General features: G+C 69.5%; 16 protein-coding genes. 15 read left to right on the top strand and 1 reads right to left on the bottom strand.

All coding sequences use genetic code 11. The features are described from left to right. The first annotated feature begins 265 nt into the window (after nt 1-265). From AC3EO7_RS00110 to AC3EO7_RS00170, 13 genes are all read left to right on the top strand, one after another. Nucleotides 266-1,738: a glyceraldehyde-3-phosphate dehydrogenase gene (locus tag AC3EO7_RS00110; protein WP_431970949.1), complete on the top strand. Its 1,473-nt coding sequence runs from the start codon at nt 266-268 to the stop codon at nt 1,736-1,738. Between the two features lie 490 nt (nt 1,739-2,228). After that, on the top strand, nt 2,229-4,436 hold the full coding sequence (locus AC3EO7_RS00115) for a SulP family inorganic anion transporter (protein ID WP_435590125.1): 2,208 nt from the start codon (nt 2,229-2,231) through the stop codon (nt 4,434-4,436). Between the two features lie 287 nt (nt 4,437-4,723). Next, the gene (locus AC3EO7_RS00120) at nt 4,724-6,958 is read left to right on the top strand and encodes a SulP family inorganic anion transporter (protein WP_435590126.1); all 2,235 of its coding nucleotides are present in this window, start codon (nt 4,724-4,726) and stop codon (nt 6,956-6,958) included. 112 nt (nt 6,959-7,070) lie between these two features. Further along, nucleotides 7,071-7,502 (top strand): TIGR02611 family protein, encoded by a 432-nt coding sequence (locus AC3EO7_RS00125; RefSeq protein WP_431970952.1) that lies wholly within the window; start codon nt 7,071-7,073, stop codon nt 7,500-7,502. Then, nucleotides 7,499-8,116 (top strand): (2Fe-2S)-binding protein, encoded by a 618-nt coding sequence (locus tag AC3EO7_RS00130; protein ID WP_435590127.1) that lies wholly within the window; start codon nt 7,499-7,501, stop codon nt 8,114-8,116. The genes AC3EO7_RS00125 and AC3EO7_RS00130 overlap by 4 nt, the downstream gene beginning before the upstream one ends. Before the next feature lie 314 nt (nt 8,117-8,430). Then, entirely contained in the window at nt 8,431-10,491 is a 2,061-nt protein-coding gene (thrS, locus tag AC3EO7_RS00135; protein ID WP_435590128.1) for a threonine--tRNA ligase, read from the top strand. After that, nucleotides 10,488-11,069, top strand: coding sequence for an ATP adenylyltransferase (locus AC3EO7_RS00140; RefSeq protein WP_431970955.1), 582 nt, complete (start codon nt 10,488-10,490; stop codon nt 11,067-11,069). The genes thrS and AC3EO7_RS00140 overlap by 4 nt, the downstream gene beginning before the upstream one ends. Nucleotides 11,070-11,122: 53 nt before the next feature. Next, nucleotides 11,123-11,785 (top strand): phosphatidylinositol phosphate synthase, encoded by a 663-nt coding sequence (pgsA, locus tag AC3EO7_RS00145; RefSeq protein ID WP_431970956.1) that lies wholly within the window; start codon nt 11,123-11,125, stop codon nt 11,783-11,785. Between the two features lie 70 nt (nt 11,786-11,855). Then, nucleotides 11,856-12,815, top strand: coding sequence for a phosphatidylinositol mannoside acyltransferase (locus AC3EO7_RS00150; protein ID WP_435590129.1), 960 nt, complete (start codon nt 11,856-11,858; stop codon nt 12,813-12,815). After that, nucleotides 12,812-13,936: a glycosyltransferase family 4 protein gene (locus tag AC3EO7_RS00155; protein ID WP_431970958.1), complete on the top strand. Its 1,125-nt coding sequence runs from the start codon at nt 12,812-12,814 to the stop codon at nt 13,934-13,936. Before AC3EO7_RS00150 ends, AC3EO7_RS00155 begins: the two co-directional genes overlap by 4 nt. Continuing rightward, nucleotides 13,936-14,979, top strand: coding sequence for an NUDIX hydrolase (locus AC3EO7_RS00160; protein ID WP_431970992.1), 1,044 nt, complete (start codon nt 13,936-13,938; stop codon nt 14,977-14,979). The genes AC3EO7_RS00155 and AC3EO7_RS00160 overlap by 1 nt, the downstream gene beginning before the upstream one ends. A 458-nt stretch (nt 14,980-15,437) precedes the next feature. After that, nucleotides 15,438-16,358 (top strand): pyridoxal 5'-phosphate synthase lyase subunit PdxS, encoded by a 921-nt coding sequence (pdxS, locus tag AC3EO7_RS00165; protein WP_431970959.1) that lies wholly within the window; start codon nt 15,438-15,440, stop codon nt 16,356-16,358. Nucleotides 16,359-16,638: 280 nt separating this feature from the next. Next, complete coding sequence (locus tag AC3EO7_RS00170) at nt 16,639-17,136, top strand: WKL family lipoprotein (RefSeq protein WP_431970960.1); 498 nt, start codon at nt 16,639-16,641, stop codon at nt 17,134-17,136. Between the two features lie 246 nt (nt 17,137-17,382). Here the strand turns inward: AC3EO7_RS00170 and AC3EO7_RS00175 are convergent, their stop codons facing one another. After that, nucleotides 17,383-17,994, bottom strand: coding sequence for a nucleoside/nucleotide kinase family protein (locus AC3EO7_RS00175; protein WP_431970961.1), 612 nt, complete (start codon nt 17,992-17,994; stop codon nt 17,383-17,385). Between the two features lie 229 nt (nt 17,995-18,223). Between AC3EO7_RS00175 and AC3EO7_RS00180 the strand changes: the two genes are divergently transcribed. Both AC3EO7_RS00180 and pdxT read left to right on the top strand, forming a co-directional pair. Then, nucleotides 18,224-19,042, top strand: a complete 819-nt coding sequence (locus tag AC3EO7_RS00180; RefSeq protein WP_431970962.1) for an acyl-CoA thioesterase — start codon at nt 18,224-18,226, stop codon at nt 19,040-19,042. A 59-nt stretch (nt 19,043-19,101) separates the two neighbouring features. Continuing rightward, on the top strand, nt 19,102-19,752 hold the full coding sequence (pdxT, locus tag AC3EO7_RS00185) for a pyridoxal 5'-phosphate synthase glutaminase subunit PdxT (protein WP_431970963.1): 651 nt from the start codon (nt 19,102-19,104) through the stop codon (nt 19,750-19,752). Nucleotides 19,753-19,842 lie beyond the last annotated feature (90 nt).

Consider the following 19,842-nt stretch of genomic DNA (forward strand, 5'->3'; position numbering starts at 1 on the left):
TGAAGGCTCGAACTCGCACGTGCGGCGGTGACCGACGGAACTACCGCCAGCCCGTCGATGTCGTTCCGCTCGGAATTGCTTTGGGCAGGACTCGATTGGCGCGTCCCTGTCCACGCGACGCGCCGGCGAGCAGAGCTCGAACCAGACGTGTGACCGAGCGGCGCAACCACCCGGCGACCTCACGAGTGGGGATCCGCCCTCTGTGATTTCCAGGCCCTCATTAGCATCGTTGCGGCGAAGAGACCGAGAAATCCGAGGACGTGTGTTGACTACCGAACAACTTGACCGCTGGAATGCTCAGGAAGCCGCTGCGGAGGCGATGATTCCCATCATCGGCACGTTGTATCGGGCGAAGGGTGTGACGATCCTGCTGCACAGCCGTTCGCTGGTGAACAAGTCGGTGATCAGCATCCTGCGGACGCACCGCTTCGCGCGGCAGATCGAGGGCGAAGAGTTGTCGGTGGACGAGACCCTTCCCTTCCTGCGAGTGCTCAGCGAGCTGGATCTGGGGCCGTGCAAGATCGACATCGGTCAGCTGGTCATGGCGTATCGCGCCGACGATCGCGGACTGTCGATCCGCGAGTTCGCCGAAACGGTCCTGGTCGACGTGACCAACGGCAACAAGGAGTCGCAGGGCCCGAGGGATGTCGTCCTCTATGGCTTCGGCCGCATCGGTCGTCTGGTCGCTCGCCTGCTCATCGAGAAGGTCGGCTCCGGCAACGGGCTGAACCTGCGCGCCGTGGTGGTGCGCAAGGGAGGCGAGGGCGACCTGGTCAAGCGCGCGTCGCTGCTGCGCAGGGATTCGGTGCACGGCCAGTTCAACGGCACCATCAAGGTCGACGCCGACAACAACACGATCATCGCGAACGGGAACGTGATCAAGTTCATCTACAGCGATGATCCGACGACGATCGACTACACCGAGTACGGTATCGACGACGCGATCCTGATCGACAACACCGGTAAGTGGCGCGATCGCGACGGCCTGTCACAGCACCTGCGCCCCGGCATCGCGAAGGTCGTCCTCACCGCGCCCGGCAAGGGCGACGTGCCGAACATCGTGCACGGCGTCAACCACCGCGACCAGGACCTGTCGCAGCAGATCTTCTCGTGCGCCTCGTGCACGACCAACGCGATCGTTCCGCCGCTCAAGGCCATGGACGACGAGTACGGCATCGTCCGCGGTCACGTGGAGACGGTCCACTCGTTCACCAACGACCAGAACCTGCTGGACAACTACCACAAGGCCGACCGCCGCGGTCGGTCCGCGCCGTTCAACCTCGTGCTCACCGAAACCGGCGCCGCGTCCGCGGTCGCGAAGGCGATGCCGGACTTCAAGGCGAAGATCACCGGCAACTCGATCCGCGTTCCCACCCCCGACGTGTCGGTCGCGATTCTGAACCTGCAGCTCGAGCGGGAGACGACGAAGAGCGACGTGCTCGAGTACCTGCGTCAGGTTTCGCTCTCCGGGCCGTTGAGCCGCAACCTCGACTACACCGCCGCCACCGACGTGGTCTCCAGCGATTTCATCGGATCGCGCGCCGCGGCGATCATCGACGCCAATGCCACGATCGTCGAGGGCGACACCGCGATCCTGTACGTCTGGTACGACAACGAATTCGGCTACTCGTGCCAGGTGGTGCGGACGGTGCAGTACATCTCGGGCATCGAGTACCCGACCTACCCGCAGGCCGCCGTCGACAACGCTCCTGCGCTGGCCGCGGCCGACGCCCGGTAACTCGCCCAGCCGCAACGCTCGGCCGACGCGTCCGTCGGCCGAGCGTTGCGGCTCGGCGCGCCTGCGCCCCTTGGCGAATCGAGTTCGCAACGTCACCGCACGGGTTCTGTCCGCGGCGAATCGTGCGGACCATCCGGCAGGACCTGCTGCGCGAGGACCAATTCCGCAGACCGGCGGTCACCCCGGTCCGCCCGTGCCGTTTCGCGGGTTCCGACGCCCGCCGCAACTGTGACTTGCATCACGTTTTGATAGCAGTTGCCCCATCTGCACCGTATAACTTTCCACGCGCTTTGCGAAGTCTTTACTCTTAGGGTGACCTGTGCGCCTGAGGTCGCCGCTTCACCCGCTGGATCCACAGCGTCGCTGAACCCGCTCGCTCCGCGCTTCACCGAGTCGCTCCACCAAGCTTCGCCCGCCGCTCGCTTTCGATGCCAGTGCATGTTGCCCCGATGAACCGGATCGGCTGCCGCCGAGACGGCGAAGGAGAACTATGTCGACCGACACCGATCCCGCACCACGGACGTCGCAGCTCGCCCGCGTTCTACACCACGATGTCCCCGCCTCCGTCGTGGTTTTCCTTGTCGCCCTTCCTCTTTCGCTAGGCATCGCGGTCGCGTCCGGCGCGCCCGTCGCGGCGGGTCTGATCGCGGCGGTGGTCGGGGGCGTGGTGGCCGGGCTGCTCGGCGGCTCGGCAGTCCAGGTCAGCGGGCCGACCGCGAGCCTCACCGTGGTGGTCGCCGAGAGCGTCCACCATTTCGGCTGGGCGGCAACCTGTTTCATCACCGTAGGGGCGGGTGTGTTGCAGATCTTGTTCGGGCTCAGCCGGATCGCGCGCGGAGCACTGGCTATCGCCCCGGTGGTGGTGCACGGGATGCTGGCGGGCATCGGCGTGATCATCGCGCTGCAGCAGGTGCACGTGCTGCTAGGCGGCGCGTCGCTGAGTTCGCCGTTCCAGAGCCTGATCCAGCTACCGCACCAGCTGATGTCGGTGCACCAAGGCGACCTGTGCGCGGGTCTGGTGGTGATCGCGATCCTGATCGTGTGGCGCTTCCTGCCGCGCCGGGTGCGCACGGTGCCCGGCCCGCTGGTGGCGGTGGTGGCGGCGACGGTGCTTTCGCTGCTGCTGCACAGCCACGTGGATCGAATCGTGTTGAGCGGCTCGATGTTCGACGCCATCGGTCTGCCCGCGATCCCCGCGAGCGGCTGGTTCGCGGTGGCCGTCACGATGATCACGATCGCGCTCATCGCCAGCGTCGAGACGCTGCTCTCGGCGATGGCGGTGGACAAGGTGCGGCTGGGCAACCGGACCGACCTCGACCGCGAACTGATCGGGCAGGGCGCGGCGAACGTGACCTCCGGCCTGCTCGGCGGCCTGCCGATCGCCGCGGTGATCGTGCGCAGCATCACCAATGCCCATGCGGGTGCCCAGACCAGGGCCGCGACCGTTCTGCACGGACTCTGGGTGCTGGTCTTCGCGGTGGCGCTGGCCGGGCTCGTGCAGCAGATTCCCAAGGCGGCGCTGGCCGGTCTGCTCATCCTGATCGGCGTGCAACTGATCAAGCTGGCGCACATCCGGTTGGCCGTGCGCAACGGCGACCTGGCCGTCTACCTGGCGACGGTGCTCGGGGTGGTGTTCCTGAATCTGTTGCAGGGCATGGCGATCGGGCTCGCGCTGTCGGTCGCGCTGCTGCTGTGGCGGGTGGTCAGGGTGACGATCGTGGCCGAGCCGGTGGCGCACGCGCGGCGCTGGGTGGTCACCATCGACGGCACCTGCACTTTCCTCGCGCTCCCGAAGCTCACCGCGGAGCTGGCCAAGGTGCCCCCCGGCGTCCCGGTGACGGTCGAGATGACGGTCGACTTCCTCGACCACGCCTCCTACGAGCTGATCACCGACTGGGCGCGGCAGCGCGAAGAGCACGGCGCCGCAGTCGATTTCGCTGAGATCGGCGCCGCGCGGATGGCGGCGGTGGTGCACGGCCCGCCCGAGCGCGGCCACGCGCGCAAGGTGCTCGAGGAGGTGATCGGTCCGTGGCGGCGCACCGGCAGCCGGGTGGACCGGATCGCCGCCGGCATCGTGGCCTATCACCGCGGCCACGCGCACCTCATGCGCCCGCACCTGGACGGCCTGCGCAACCGCCACGACGCGGACTCGTTCTTCCTGACCTGCGCCGACGCCAGGATCGTGCCCAACGTCATCACCAACAGCGGCCCCGGCGACCTGTTCACCGTGCGCAACGTGGGCAATCTTGCGCCGGTCGGCGGCACCGACGTCTCGGTCGAAGCCGCGCTGGTCTACGCGCTCGAACAGCTGGACGTGCGCGCGGTGGTGGTGTGCGGGCACTCCGGCTGCGGCGCGATGGAGGCGCTGCACCGGGAGGTGCAGGCCGGGCCGGGGCTGGGGGACTGGCTGGCGCATGCCAGGCCGACGCTGGAGCGATTCCGGCTCGGGCATCCGGTCGGCGAGGCCGCGGCGCTGGCCGGGTTCGGCGAGGTCGATCAGCTGGGCATGGTGAACGTGGCGGTGCAGTTGGAGACGCTGCGCGCCTATCCCGCCGTGCGCCGCGGGATCGAGGAGCGCGGGGTGGTGGTGTCCGGCCTGTTCTTCGATATCGCGACCGCACGGGTCATCGAGGTGCGGGTGGACGGAATCGCGGAGTTCGACGATGCGGGCAGCCATCCCGCGGCCGAGCCGGTCTGAGTCAGCGGAGCGGATTACGAACGGAAGGGGCTGTGCGACGGCGTATTTGGATGAAGTTGTGAACGATTTCACACCGAAATCGCGATATAGAAAGTGACACTTTCATCGCAGTTCTCAGGCTTTGCTAAGTCTTTACCAATACCCTTGACCAGGTTTACATCTCGGCCCGGTGCCGTGTCGGGAACTGCTTCACCGCGAGATGCCGGTTCGCGGTCTATTGCCCTGCTGGACATGTTGATCGTCAACCGACCTCGGCGCCTCGGCGTCGAGTCGGCGAAGGAGAAGTCATGGCTGTCGAGAGCGATCTCGCTCCACCGCTGTCCCCACCCGCGCAGGGCCGAGGCCCTGGCGCTCTGTCCGATCGTCTGAGATCCGTCTTGCGCCACGATCTACCTGCGTCGATCGTGGTCTTCCTGGTCGCGCTGCCGCTGTCGCTCGGCATCGCCCTCGCCTCCGGCGCGCCCGTCGCCGCGGGCCTCATCGCCGCCGTGATCGGCGGCATCGTCGCGGGTACCCTCGGCGGCTCGGTCCTGCAGGTCAGCGGTCCGGCCGCGGGCCTGACCGTCGTGGTCGCCGAGTCCATCGACAAGTTCGGCTGGCGGGTCACCTGTTTCATCGTGGTCGCCGCGGGTGTGCTGCAGATCATCTTCGGGCTCAGCCGCATCGCGCGCGCAGCACTCGCGGTCGCGCCCGTCGTGGTGCACGCGATGCTCGCGGGCATCGGTATCACCATCGCGCTGCAGCAGATCCACGTGCTGCTCGGCGGGGCGTCGCACAGCTCGGCCTGGAACAACCTCGTCGAGCTGCCCGGTCAGCTGATCTCGCTGCACGGCGGCGACGCGCTGGTCGGCGCCGTGGTGATCGCGGTGATGCTCGGCTGGCGGTTCGCGCCGGAGAAGATCCGGGTCGTGCCCGGCCCGCTGGTAGCGGTGTTCCTCGGCACGCTGCTGTCGATGGTGCTGCCGACCGAGGTCGAACGCATCGTGCTCGACGGCTCGCTGTTCGACGCCGTCGGATTGCCGCAGATCCCGGACGGCGGCTGGTCCGCGGTGGCGATCATGGTGCTCACCATCGCGCTGATCGCCAGCGTGGAGAGCCTGCTCTCCGCCGTCGCCGTCGACAAGATGCACACCGGACGTCGCACCAACTTCGACCGTGAGCTGATCGGGCAGGGTTCGGCCAATGTGTTGTCCGGCCTGCTCGGCGGCCTGCCGGTCACCGGTGTCATCGTGCGCAGCGCCACCAATGTCCACGCCGGCGCCCGCGGCCGTGCCTCGGCGATCATGCACGGCGTCTGGGTCCTGCTGTTCTCGGTGGCGCTGGCCGCTGTCGTGCAGCAGATTCCGAAGGCCGCGCTGGCGGGCCTGCTGATCGTGATCGGCATCCAGCTGGTCAAGCTCGCCCACATCAAGCTGGCCCGCCGCACCGGCGACCTGCTGGTCTACGCGGCGACGATCCTCGGCGTGGTCTTCCTGAACCTGCTCGAGGGCGTGATGATCGGTCTCGCGCTGGCCTTCGGCCTGCTGCTGTGGCGAGTGGTGCGGGTGGCGATCACCGCCAAGCAGATCCCGCAGTCGCAGCGCTGGCTGGTCACCATCGACGGTTCCTGCACCTTCCTCGCGCTGCCGAAGCTGTCCGCCGAGCTGGCCAAGGTGCCCGCGGGCGCCGATGTGACGGTCGAGATGACCGTCGACTTCCTCGACCACGCCGCGTTCGAGGCCATCGAGGAGTGGGTGCGTCACCAGGAACACGGCGGCGGCAGCGTCGAGTTCGTGGAGATCGGCAGCGTGCGGATGGCCGACGCGCTGTCCGGACCGCCCGCGCGCGGTTTCGGTCGCGCGGTATGGGACGAGATTCTCGGGCCGTGGCGGCACGAGGACGAACACCCCAACCCGCTCGCCGCGGGCGTCGCGGCCTTCCACCGCAGCCACGCGCACGTGGTGCGGCCGCACCTGGACGGGCTCGCCGACCGGCAGGATCCGGACTCGTTCTTCCTGACCTGCTCCGACTCCCGCATCGTGCCCAATGTCATCACCAACAGCGGCCCCGGTGATCTGTTCACCGTCCGCAACGTCGGCAACCTGGTGCCGGAGGCGGGTGACGCCTCGGTGGAGGCGGCGCTGGTGTTCGCGCTCGAGGAGCTCGACGTGCGTTCGGTGGTCGTCTGCGGTCACTCGTCCTGCGGCGCCATGAAGGCGCTGTACTCGGGCGCGGACACCGGTCCCGGCATCGGGCCGTGGCTGGCGCACGCGCATCCGAGCCTGGACAGGTTCCGTGCCGGTCATCCGGTGGCCGAGGCCGCCCGCGCCGCGGGTTACGGCGAGGTGGACCAGCTGAGCATGGTGAATGTCGCGCTGCAGCTGGAGACGCTGCACCGGCACCCGGCGGTGCACAGGGCGGTGCTCGCGCGCGGCGTCCGTGTCTCGGGTCTGTTCTTCGACATCGCCAACGCGCGGGTCATCGAGGTGACGGTCGACGGGCTGGCCCACATCGATGACGCGGCCGTGCCCGCGCTGGTCTGATCGATACGCAGGGACGACCCGTGGGAGCCGCCTCGGTTCCCGCGGGTTTTCTCCGTGTTTGCCAGCGTGCGATCGCGATGCCAGGTGCCGGCGTTCTCGTACGCTGGCTGATGTGAGTGCCGAGCTGGACCAGAGACCGACCGACGAGCCGACCGGGTGGCGCGCCTTCCGCACCGGAGTCGCCAACCGGCCTACGCTGAACCTCGCCTACCGGATCGGTGTGGCGGTGATCGGCGTTCTGGTGCTGACACTCGGCATCCTGGCGATCCCGTACCCCGGTCCCGGCTGGGCGATCGTGTTCGCCGGACTCGGCATCCTCGCCACCGAATTCGCCTGGGCGCGCCGGGCGCTGGCCTGGCTGCGGGACAGGTACCGGCAGGGTATGGCCTGGTATGCCTCGCTGGGCGTGGCCATGCGGGCGACCGCGGCAATAGCCACTGTGTTGCTGGTGGTCGCGACGCTCTGGGTTCTCGGCACGTTCGGATTGGTCGGCGGCTGGATCGGAGTCGAATCGGAATGGTTGCGCAGTCCCCTGGCGTGGTGAGCACGGTCCCCGGCACGACGCTCGCGCGGCCGGACTGGCTGACCGCGCGGATCGCGGAGATGGGCCGGTCCTGGGGTACCTCCTCGCCGCGTATCGCGGGCACGCTGTGGTGGTGCATGGTCGCCTCCGCGCTGGTGGAGCCGCTGGCGCGCGCCGCGGCGACGGGGCAGCCGCCGCGGGAACCGGCGCTCGATCGCATCGACTGCGAGATCCGCCCCGACGGCGGCGTCGAGCGCGTCCGGATCGCCGCCTGTGACGCACCCGACGCCGCGCGGTCCGCGGCTGTCCTGCGGGAGACCCTGGCCGTGGTGATCCCGGCCGTGGCCGCCGTGTCCGGGGCAGGCGTGCCCGCGCTGTGGGCGATCGTCGCCGACGCGATGGGCAACCGCGCCCTGGACGCGGGCGACGGCGAAGCGGGAGCCGAGCTGGCCGCGCTGGTGGGCGGGAAGCTGCCCGCGCCGCGCTTCGTGACGATCGGCGGCCGCACCTTCGTCCGCCGGATCTCCTGCTGCCTCGTCTTCGAGATCCCGGGCTGCGAGATGTGCACGAGCTGCCCCAAACGCCCCGTCGCCGAACGCGAGGCGCTGCTCGCGAAGCTCGCCGCGGAGTCCTGATCCGGTCCGCTCGCGGCGGCGATATTCGAGTTGCGCGCGCACGGATGTGCTGCAAGATGGGTGCCGACACGCCGACAACGAGCTACCCCACGGCGACACCAGGTTTCGCGAGCACACCGACCCCGCACCGGATACGCCCAGAACCCGGCGGGGAACACGGCCACCGGCTCGTGCGGCCAGGCCCGAGGCGCTCGCGACCGGCGCGAATCGCGCGTCGGCGGGACCGCTAGCATTGGTCGCGCCGGAGCGATTGCCGCCCGGTGCCGCCGCGCGGGAACAGGCCCGCCCACGTAAACGCCAAGGAGAGCGCAGCCGTGACCACCTCAGCCCCGATAAGCCCAGCCACCCTCGTCCGGGTGCAGGCCGGGACTACGGCGGGCGCCGCGGTGCGCGAGGCGGGTCTGCCGACCAAGGGACCCGATACCGTCGTCGTGGTGCGCGACGCCGAGGGCGCGCTCAAGGACCTGTCCTGGATTCCGGACACCGACGTCGAGGTCGAGGCGGTCGCCGCGAACACCGAGGACGGCCGTAGCGTGATCAGGCACTCCGCCGCGCACGTGCTCGCCCAGGCCGTGCAGCAGGAGTTCCCCGAAGCCAAGCTCGGCATCGGCCCGCCCATCAAGGACGGCTTCTACTACGACTTCCGGGTCGACCGCCCGTTCACTCCCGAGGATCTGGCCAAGCTGGAATCCCGGATGAAGAAGATCGTCAAAGGCGCGCAGCGCTTTTCGCGTCGCGTGGTGGAGATCGACGAGGCCAGCGTCGAGCTGGCAGCGGAGCCGTTCAAGCTCGAGCTGATCAGCGACAAGTCCGGCATCGACGACCCCGAGGTCATGGAGGTCGGCGGCAAAGAGCTGACCGTCTACGACAACCTGGATCCGCGCACCGGCGAGAAGATCTGGGGCGACCTGTGCCGCGGCCCGCACATCCCCACCACCAAGTTCATCCCGGCCTTCAAGCTGACCCGCAGCTCGGCCGCCTACTGGCGCGGCGACCAGAACCGCGAGGACCTGCAGCGCATCTACGGCACCGCCTGGGAATCCCCGGAGGCCATGGACGAGCACCTGCACCTGCTCGCCGAGGCCGAGCGCCGCGATCACCGCAAGCTCGGCCTGGAACTGGACCTGTTCAGCTTCCCCGACGAACTCGGCTCCGGCCTCCCGGTGTTCCACCCCAAGGGCGGCATCATCCGCAAGGAGCTCGAGGAGTACTCGCGCCGCCGCCACGTGGCCGCGGGCTACGAGTTCGTGAACACCCCGCACATCACCAAGGGTCATTTGTTCGAGGTCTCCGGCCACCTGGACTGGTACAAGGACGGCATGTTCCCGGCCATGCACCTGGACGCGGAGCTCAACGAGGACGGCACCGTCCGCAAGCCCGGCCAGGACTACTACGTCAAGCCGATGAACTGCCCGATGCACAACCTGATCTTCCGCGCCCGCGGCCGGTCGTATCGGGAGCTGCCGCTGCGGCTGTTCGAGTTCGGCTCGGTCTACCGCTACGAGAAGTCGGGCGTGGTGCACGGCCTGACCCGGGTGCGCGGCATGACCCAGGACGACGCGCACATCTACTGCACCAAGGAGCAGATGCACGCGGAGCTGACCGACACGCTGCGCTTCGTGCTCGATCTGCTCAAGGACTACGGCCTGGACGACTTCTACCTGGAACTGTCCACCAAGGACCCGGAGAAGTCCGTCGGCTCCGACGAGATCTGGGAGGAGGCCACCGAGACCCTCTCCAAGGTCGCCTCGGCCTCCGGCCTGGACCTGGTGCCCGATCCGGGCGGCGCGGCGTTCTACGGTCCGAAGATCTCGGTGCAGGCCAAGGACGCGCTCGGCCGCACCTGGCAGATGTCGACCATTCAGCTCGACTTCAACCTGCCCGAGCGCTTCAACCTGGAATACACCGCCTCCGACGGCACCAAGCAGCGGCCGGTGATGATCCACCGCGCGCTGTTCGGCTCCATCGAACGCTTCTTCGGCGTGCTCACCGAGCACTACGCGGGCGCCTTCCCCGCCTGGCTCTCGCCGGTGCAGGTCGTCGGCATCCCGGTCGCGGAAGCCTTTGCGCCGCACCTGGATCGGGTGATCGAGCTGCTGCACGACCAGGGCATCCGCGCCCAGGTGGACCGCAGTGACGACCGGATGCAGAAGAAGATCTTCAACAACACCGCGCAGAAGGTGCCGTTCATGCTGCTCGCAGGCGAGCGCGACGTGAACGCGGGCGCGGTGAGCTTCCGCTTCCGGGACGGCACCCAGGTCAACGGGGTGCCGGTCGCCGACGCGGTGGCCACCGTCGTGGCGTGGATCGCGCGCCGCGAGAACACCTCGCCCACTGCCGAGGGGTTCGAGATCGTGTCGGCGGGCCGGGCATGACCGCGGACGGGCTGTACGGCTTGGACGACACGGAGCAGGGGAACATCGTGGACATCGGCGCGGGCGACCCCGATCGGCTGCAACGAATCTGGACCCCGTACCGGATGTCGTACATCACCGAGGCCGCGGGATCCCGTCCGACGGACGCCACCGGACACCCGTTCACCGACATTCCCAAGATGTCCGACGAGGACGGCCTGATCGTCGCCCGCGGTGAGCTGGTGTACGCGGTGCTCAACCTGTACCCGTACAACCCCGGGCACATGATGGTGGTGCCGTACCGCAGGGTGGCCAACCTGGAGGACCTCACCGAGGCCGAGAGCGCCGAGCTGATGGCGTTCACGCAGCGGGCCATCCGGGTGATGAAGAGCGTCTCGCGCCCGCACGGCTTCAACGTCGGGCTCAATCTCGGCGGCATCGCGGGCGGCTCGCTGGCCGACCACCTGCACCAGCACATCGTGCCGCGCTGGGGCGGCGACGCAAACTTCATCACCGTGGTCGGCGGGGTCAAGGTGATGCCGCAGTTGCTGCGCGAGACCAGAGCCCTGCTCGCCGCCGCGTGGAAGGAGACGGAGTGAACCACCGTCGCGCTGCGTCGTTCGTCCGAACCGACCGGGCGCGGGTGTAGCCGGTGCTGAGCTTCTTCGGCCGCGAGACGTTCGCCAAGGCCACCGCTCCGCTGGGCAAGGCGCTGGTGCGCACCGGCCTGACGCCGGACGCCGTCACCCTGATCGGCACGGCCGCCTCGATCACCGCCGCGGTCACGCTCTTCCCGACCGGTCACCTGTTCTGGGGAACGATGGTGATCTGGTTGTTCGTCATGTTCGACATGCTCGACGGCGCCATGGCGCGCGCCCGCGGCGGCGGCACGAAATACGGTGCGGTGCTGGACGCCACCTGCGACCGGGTCGCCGACGGCGCGATCTTCGGCGGCCTGGCCTGGTGGGCGGTGTACCACGAGCACAGCAAGTGGCTGTTCTTCGCCACCCTGGTTGTACTGGTGACCTCGCAGGTGATCTCCTACGCCAAGGCGCGCGCCGAGGCGAGCGGCCTGTCCGCCGACGGCGGCATCATCGAGCGCCCCGACCGGCTGATCATCGTGCTCGTCGGCGCGGGCCTCACCGGGCTCGGCGGTCACTGGGGAATCGAGTGGCTCACCTGGGCGGTGCACGTGGCCATGTGGATCCTCGCGGTGCTCAGCATCGTGACGGTGTTCCAGCGGGTGCTCGCGGTGCGCAATTCGCCCGGCGCGCGCGAGGTGATCCCGCCCGCCGCGCCGCAGGAGGCGCGGTGAGCGCGCCGGAAGTCCGCGCACTGTTCCAGGTTTTCGGTCGTATCGTCGGTGATGTGGGATCGGGGGAGCGGTGAGTATCGCGGAACGGTTGAGCGACGCCGGATACGCGACGGGCTGGCGACTGGTCCGTGCGCTTCCGGAGGGCGCGGCGCGCAGGCTGTTCGACTGGGGCGGCGAACGCGCGGCGCGCGACGGCGGCCCGATCCAGTTGCGGCGCAATCTGGCCCGCGTGCTCGGCGTGCCGCCGGAGCAGGTGCCCGACGACCTGATCCGGGCGAGCATGCGCTCCTACGCGCGGTACTGGCGCGAGGCGTTCCGGCTGCCGACGATGGATCATGCGGCGCTGGGCAAGTCGGCGCGGCTGCCGGTGGACGGACTGGAGCACCTGGACGCGGCGCTGGCCGAGGGGCGCGGCGTGATCTTGGTGCTGCCGCATTCGGGGAACTGGGACATGGCCGGGATGTGGTGTGTCCAGAACTACGGCGGTCTGACCACGATCGCCGAGCGCCTGAAGCCGGAGTCGCTGTTCGAGCGCTTCGTCGCCTACCGGGAGAGCCTCGGTTTCGAGGTGTTCCCGCTGACCGGGGGCGAGCAGCCGCCGTTCGGCGTGCTGGCGGATCGCCTGCGCGAGAACAAGATCGTCTGCCTGATGGGCGAGCGCGATCTCACCGGTCGCGGAGTGCCGGTCACCTTCTTCGGTGAGCGCACCTGGCTGCCCGCGGGGGCGGCCAAGCTGGCCATCGAGACCGGCGCCGCGCTCGTGCCGGTGCACGCCTGGTTCACCGTCGCCGACGACGGCGTGGAGGCCTGGGGCCTGAAATGCGAAGAGCCGGTGGATGTCTCGGGTGGCGTGGCGGCGGCGACGCAGCTGCTTGCGGACCGTTTCGCCGCCAACATCGCCGCGCACCCGGCCGACTGGCACATGCTGCAACCGCTGTGGGAGAGCGATCTGTCCGAGGAACGCCGGGCCAGGATCGCCGCAGCGCAGACCGAGCTGGCGGCACAGAACGGCAGAGACGAGGCCTCGTGAAGATCGGCATGGTCTGCCCGTACTCGTTCGACGTGCCCGGCGGTGTGCAGGCGCATGTGGTGGACCTGGCCAGGGTGCTCATCGAGCGCGGGCACCGGGTGAGCGTGCTCGCGCCCGCCTCGGAGGGCACCGCGCTGCCGGAGTTCGTGGTCTCGGCCGGACGCGCGGTGGCGATTCCCTACAACGGCTCGGTGGCCCGGCTCTCTTTCGGGCCCATGGCCTACACCAGGATCCGCCGCTGGATCGACGGCAACGATTTCGACGTGCTGCACATCCACGAGCCCAACGCGCCGAGCCTGTCCATGCTCGCGCTCAAGATCGCCGAGGGCCCGATCGTCGCGACGTTCCACACCTCGACCACGAAATCCTTGGTGCTCAGCACTTTTCAGGGCGTGCTGCGGCCGTACCACGAGAAGATCAGCGGCCGGATCGCGGTCTCGGAGCTGGCCAGGCGCTGGCAGGTGGAGGCGCTCGGCTCCGACGCGGTGGAGATTCCCAACGGCGTCGACGTCACCGCCTTCGCGCGTGCGCCGATGCTGCCCGGTTACCCGCGGGCGGGCGGTACGGTGCTGTTCCTCGGCCGGTACGACGAACCGCGCAAGGGCATGGACGTGCTGCTCGGCGCGCTGCCGGAGCTGGTGCGCCGCCACCCCGACGTGGAGATCCTGATCGTCGGGCGCGGTGACGAGGAGCGACTGCGCCGCGAGGCCGGGCCGAACGCCGGGCACCTGCGCTTCCTCGGCCAGGTCTCCGACGAGGAGAAGGCCTCGGCCATGCGCAGCGCCGACGTCTACGTGGCGCCGAACCTCGGCGGCGAGAGCTTCGGCATCATCCTGATCGAAGCCATGGCCGCGGGCACCGCCGTGGTGGCCAGCGAACTCGACGCGTTCCGCCGGGTACTGCGCGACGGAACCGCGGGCGTGCTCGTCCCCGTCGGCGATTCGGCTCGGCTCGCGGCCGCGCTGAACTCCGTGCTGACCGACGAGGTGCGCAGGGAATCGCTGGTGCACACCGCGAATCAGGTGGTCGGCGAATACGACTGGCCCGTGGTGGCCGAGCAGATCCTGCGCGTGTACGAGACCGTCACCATCGGCGACATCCGGGTGCGTGCCGCCGGATGATCACCTTCTCGGCCACAACGGTCCTCGTTCTCGCACTCGTCGCGGCCATCGTCGTCGCGATCGGCCTGTGGGCCTACTCCACGGCGAACCGGCTGGACCGGCTGCACGTGCGCTCCGACCAGTCCTGGCAGGCGCTGGACTCGGCGCTGGCGCGGCGGGCGGTGGTCGCCCGCGCGGTGGCGATGGCGATCGCGGGCCCGGTCTCCGATCCGGCGCTCGCCGACCAGGCCAAACGCCTGTCCGGCCTGGCCGATCGGGCCGAACGCGCCGGACGCGCGGAGCGCGAGACGGTGGAGAACCAGCTTTCCTCGGCGCTGTCGGCCGTCGATATCGCGCAACTGCGCCCGCAGCTGGTCGCCGAGCTCGCCGACGCGGAGGCCAGGGTGCTGATCGCCCGGCGCTTCCACAACGACGCGGTCCGCGACACGCTCGCGCTGCGCACCCGCCGTCCGGTGCGCCTGCTGCACCTGGGCGGCACCGCGCCGCTGCCCACGTATTTCGAGATCACCGAGCGCGCGACTCCCGCCGCGTCGACCGGTCTCTCGGTGGACACCATCCGGACGTCGGCGCGGATCGTGCTGCTCGACGAGCAGAACCGGGTGCTGCTGATGCGCGGTAACGATCCGAAGACCCCGCAGGTCTCGTTCTGGTTCACCATCGGCGGCGGGGTGGAGCCGGGGGAGACGCTGCGCGCCGCCGCCGTGCGCGAACTGTGGGAGGAGACCGGGCACCGCGCCGATACGGAGAGCCTGCGCGGTCCGATCTGGCGGCGCGTCGCGGTGTTCCCGTTCGACGGGCAGCTGATCCGCGCCGAGGAGCTGTTCTTCGCGCTGCGGGTGCGCGGTTTCACGCCCGACCCGGGCAGCCCCACCGTGATCGAGCGTCGATCCATCACCGGGCACCGGTGGTGCGCACCCGCCGACATCGCCGCCATCGACCGGTCCGGCGAGACCGTCTACCCCTACCACCTCGACGAACTGCTCCCGGAGGCCGCCACGATCGCGGCCGGATCCGACGATCCCGAGGTCCGTTCCATCCGCTGAGCCCACTTGACGCGCCTGTGATCTGCTTCACGATCGTGATAGCTTCGTGACTGGATCGCGCCCCGGCGGGTATCCGGATTCGGTGCTCCTCGACGGTGCGGAGCGTTTCCTGTCTGGTGTTGGAGGTAGCTAGTTCATGTCATATCTGCTGTTCGATTTCCTTTTGCCGATCGTCGGTCCGGCGGCCGCCGAGTACTGGGCACAGCTGCTGGTGGTGAACCCGATCTGAGTCCGGTGGACCCGGCGATTCCGTGAGGACGCCGGCTCGCTCGGCAGCGGAGGGTTCGCCGGGATCCGGCGGGTGATCCCCGGCGGAACATGGCGTGCGTCACGTCGCGCCCAGCTGGACCCCGAGCCGATCTCGGCACCAGTCCAGTGGCCCTCGACTGGCTATCAAGTGGCTTTCTCGACCCACTTAGAATGAGGTCGTTTCGTTCCGCGCGACTTGATAGGCGCACATGACTCAGGAGTTTGCCGTGACCACGCCCGAGACCACCAACACCGTCGGCACCGCCCGCGTCAAGCGCGGCATGGCCGAGATGCTCAAGGGCGGGGTGATCATGGACGTCGTCACCCCCGAGCAGGCCAAGATCGCCGAGGACGCGGGCGCGGTGGCGGTCATGGCGCTGGAGCGGGTGCCCGCCGACATCCGCGCCCAGGGCGGCGTGTCCCGGATGAGCGACCCCGACATGATCGAGGGCATCATCAGCGCCGTCTCCATCCCGGTCATGGCGAAGGCCCGCATCGGCCACTTCGTGGAGGCGCAGATCCTGCAGAGCCTCGGCGTCGACTACATCGACGAGTCCGAGGTGCTCACCCCCGCCGACTACACCAACCACATCGACAAGTGGAACTTCACCGTTCCGTTCGTCTGTGGCGCCACCAACCTGGGCGAGGCGCTGCGCCGCATCACCGAGGGCGCGGCCATGATCCGCTCGAAGGGCGAGGCGGGCACCGGCGACGTGTCGAACGCGACCACCCACATGCGCCAGATCCGCCAGGAGCTCCGCAAGCTCGCCGCGCTGCCCGCCGACGAGCTCTACGTCGCGGCCAAGGAGCTGCAGGCCCCCTACGAGCTGGTCCGCGAGGTCGCCGAGACCGGCAAGCTGCCCGTCGTGCTGTTCACCGCGGGCGGCATCGCCACCCCGGCCGACGCCGCCATGATGATGCAACTCGGCGCCGAGGGCGTGTTCGTCGGCTCGGGCATCTTCAAGTCCGGCAACCCGGCGCAGCGCGCCGCCGCCATCGTCAAGGCCACCACCTTCTACGACGACCCCGACGTGCTGGCGAAGGTCTCGCGTGGTCTCGGCGAGGCCATGGTCGGCATCAACGTCGAGGAGATCGCGCAGCCGCACCGGCTCGCCGAACGCGGCTGGTGAGGCGTACCTCCGCCTCCGCTCCGGTCGTGCGCGGACATTCGACGGACTCCGTCCGGTAGCGCTGATCGGGGCCGCGGCACCTGCCGCACTTGCCTTTTCGTCACGCCCGGTCCCAGGCTGCAGCCTGGGACCGGGCGTTTTGGTTCGCGCGTCTTTGGACTCTTCGGCCCGCCACAACGCGATCTCAGAGTTCCCACAGAGCCGCTGAGTAGGTTTCGATGCACGGCGAACTGCACGGGTCGCCGGTGACGTCGTCCGATTCGAACGCAAAGGACCTGAGTTGAAGCTTCGCAAGACCGGAAGAGTCGCGATCGCAGGCCTGGCCGTCGCGGCCGCGCTGAGCATGACGGCGTGCGGCAGCGACGACAAGAGCGAGGATGCCAAGCCGGTCCGCACCACCACCAGCGCCAAGGCCAGTGCCGCGGCGAACGTGCCGCCGGTGCCGAGCGTGGAGCAGTTGAACACGCAACTGCAGCGGGCGCTCGATCCGGCGGTGCCGAACCAAGAGAAGCTGGCGATGATTCAGGGCGCCGAGGCCGATCCCGAGCTGCCGGGCCGGCTCGCGGAGGCCTACGGGCAGACCGGTGCGAGTGTCGTGGTGACCGAGGTGACCGCCTTCGGCGACACCATCAACGCCAAGGCCAAGATCGTGCTCAACGGTCAGGAGAACATCGCGGACGTGCCGTTCGTCGCCGAGAACGGCACCTGGAAGGTCCAGAAGGCGTGGGCTTGCGGAATGCTGACCAACCTCGGTCAGCAGTCGGCCGCCTGCGCCTGACAGCGCTGATCCGCCCGAGCGCGGATCGTGCCGCACACGTCTCGGCGGACGAGTGGCACACAAGGTCGGGGGTGGCGGAAGCTCCGCTACCGCTGTGTGTGCCACTCGTCGAACATCGCCGAATCCCCAGTCCGCCAACGACACCCGGTCGCGTCTCGCGGCCGGGTGTTCGCTTTCCGTCCCGGCGCGGCGCGGGAATCCAGCCGTCTCGCCATGCGGCGCAACGAGTTCTGCGGACCACCCAGGTCAGGTGCGGCTCAGTGCGGGGCGGTCGGGATGGTCCCAGCGCGCCGAAAACGTGGGGATCTCGGGATTCTCGCGGTCGTAGCGCAGCAGGGCCGGGATGGTCCAGTGCTCGTCCGGCGGCGTCCGGCGGCGCAGCGCCGCTTCGCTGAGGTCGAGGCGCACCGTCAGGTCGAAGGCGAGATCGCGGCCGAGGAGCATGGGTCCGGCGAGGAACAGCACCAGATCGGCGGGGGCGGCGCGGACGGCGGTGCGGGCCGACCGGTCGGCGGCCTCGTCCCACAGCGCGGGCAGCCAGCGGCCGTGCTCGCGCAACGCGCCGACGACCTCGCGGCGGACCGCGTCGTAGTCGAACCACGCTGTGCGGTAGGAGTATTCGTCCTCGCGTCCGAACTCCATGCGCAGCGAGGCGGGACGCACGTAGTCGTGCAGGGAGACCACCTCGGCGGACCGGCCCGTTCCGCGCAGTCGTTCGGCGGCGCGCCGCGCGAACGCGACGGGCTGTGCGGCGTCGGCCGCGTCGACGGCGATCAGACGGCGGCCGGGCAGCGCCCCGACCCGGTCGACGAGCAGGTCGGCGAGGCCGTCCTGGGTGATCGGCACGAACTGCGGCACCGCTCCATCACAGCAGACCCGCCGCGGGGATGCTCCGCGCCCTCCGCGCGGCCACGATCGCCCGCGCGGAGGTCGCCGCGGCGAAGGCGCTCGGTGGTGTGACCGGCGCGACATCCCCGGCGCCGCCCGCGAATTCCGGGCGTCCGCTCGCGAATTCCGGGCGTCCGCTCGCGCGACTGGACCGGTGGCCGAACGGGGGGAATCGGACGCCCCGGGTTAACCTCAGCGCATGGCGACAATCGAAGAGGCATTGGAGATCGAACGCCTGGAGCGGGACATCTTCCGTGGCGCGTCCACGAAGACCCAGCTGGCACGCACCTTCGGCGGTCAGGTCGCCGGGCAGGCCCTGGTATCGGCCGTGCGCACGGTGGAGCCGCGGTTCCAGGTGCATTCGCTGCACGGGTACTTCCTGCGTCCGGGCAATCCGCAGGAACCCACCGTGTACCTGGTGGAGCGGATCCGCGACGGCCGGTCCTTCTGCACCCGCCGGGTCACCGGCGTGCAGGACGGCGCGGCGATCTTCACCATGTCGGCTTCGTTCCACGTCGGCGACGAGGGCCCGGAGCACCAGGACGTGATGCCCGAGGTGGCGGGGCCGGAGAACCTGCCCGACGCGCAGACCTCGATGAGCCCGGAACGGCTGTGGGCGATGCGCGAATGGGAGCACTGGGACATCCGCACCGTGCCGCCGGAGTCGGTGTCGCGCCGCGACGGCGTGGTCTCCCAGCAGCAGGTGTGGTTCCGCTACCGGCACCCGCTGCCCGACGACCCGCTGTTCCACGTGTGCACGCTCGCCTACATGAGCGATATGACGCTGCTCGGCTCCTCCAAGGTCACCCACCCCGACGAGCCGACCCAGGACGCGTCGCTGGATCACGCGATGTGGTTCCTGCGCCCGTTCCGCGCCGACGACTGGCTGCTCTACGACCAGGCCTCGCCCTCGGCCGGTTTCGGTCGCGCGCTCACCGGAGGCAGGATCTTCAACCGCGAGGGCACACTGGTCGCCGCGGTCGTCCAGGAGGGACTGATCCGTACCCCGCGGACGTGAGGGCAGGCGACGGCGACCGTGAGCGCGCCCACAGCGGCCGGGCTCGTAAGCTCGGCGACGTGAACGCATCATCGGTCGCCGCACCCGCAACGGAGGCGCGGCAGACGTCGTCTCGGCCCACCATCGGCGTTCTTGCTCTGCAAGGCGATGTGCGCGAACACGTCTCGGCGCTCGAGCACTGCGGCGCGCAACCGGTGCTGGTGCGGCGGGCCTCCGAGCTGGCCGCCGTGGACGGGCTGGTGCTGCCCGGCGGCGAGTCGACCGCGATCAGCAAGCTGCTGGAGGCCTTCGAGCTGCTCGAACCGCTGCGCGCGCGGCTGCGCGAAGGCATGCCCGCCTTCGGTTCCTGCGCGGGCATGATCCTGCTCGCCTCGGAGGTGCTCGACACCCGTCCGGACGCGCAGCATCTGTCCGGCATCGATATGACGGTGCGCCGCAACGCCTTCGGACGCCAGGTCGACTCCTTCGAGACCGACCTGGACTTCGCGGGCCTGGACGACGGCCCGGTGCGCGCGGTGTTCATTCGCGCGCCGTGGGTCGAGCGGGCGGGTGAGGGCGTCGAGGTGCTGGCGACGGTGCCCTCCGGTCCGTTCGCCGGTCGCATCGTCGCGGTGCGCCAGGGCAAGGTGCTCGCCACCTCCTTCCACCCCGAGGTGACCGGTGACCTGCGGGTGCACCGCATGTTCGTCGAGTTGGTCCGCGCTGCGTAGTTCGCGCGGGCAGCGCGGGCGAAACGGGTAACCGAGTACTCGCGTTTCGGCGCGACGGGCGGTGAATCATCGCTTCCATCCGGGCGATCC

The organism is Nocardia sp. bgisy118 (assembly GCF_057708605.1).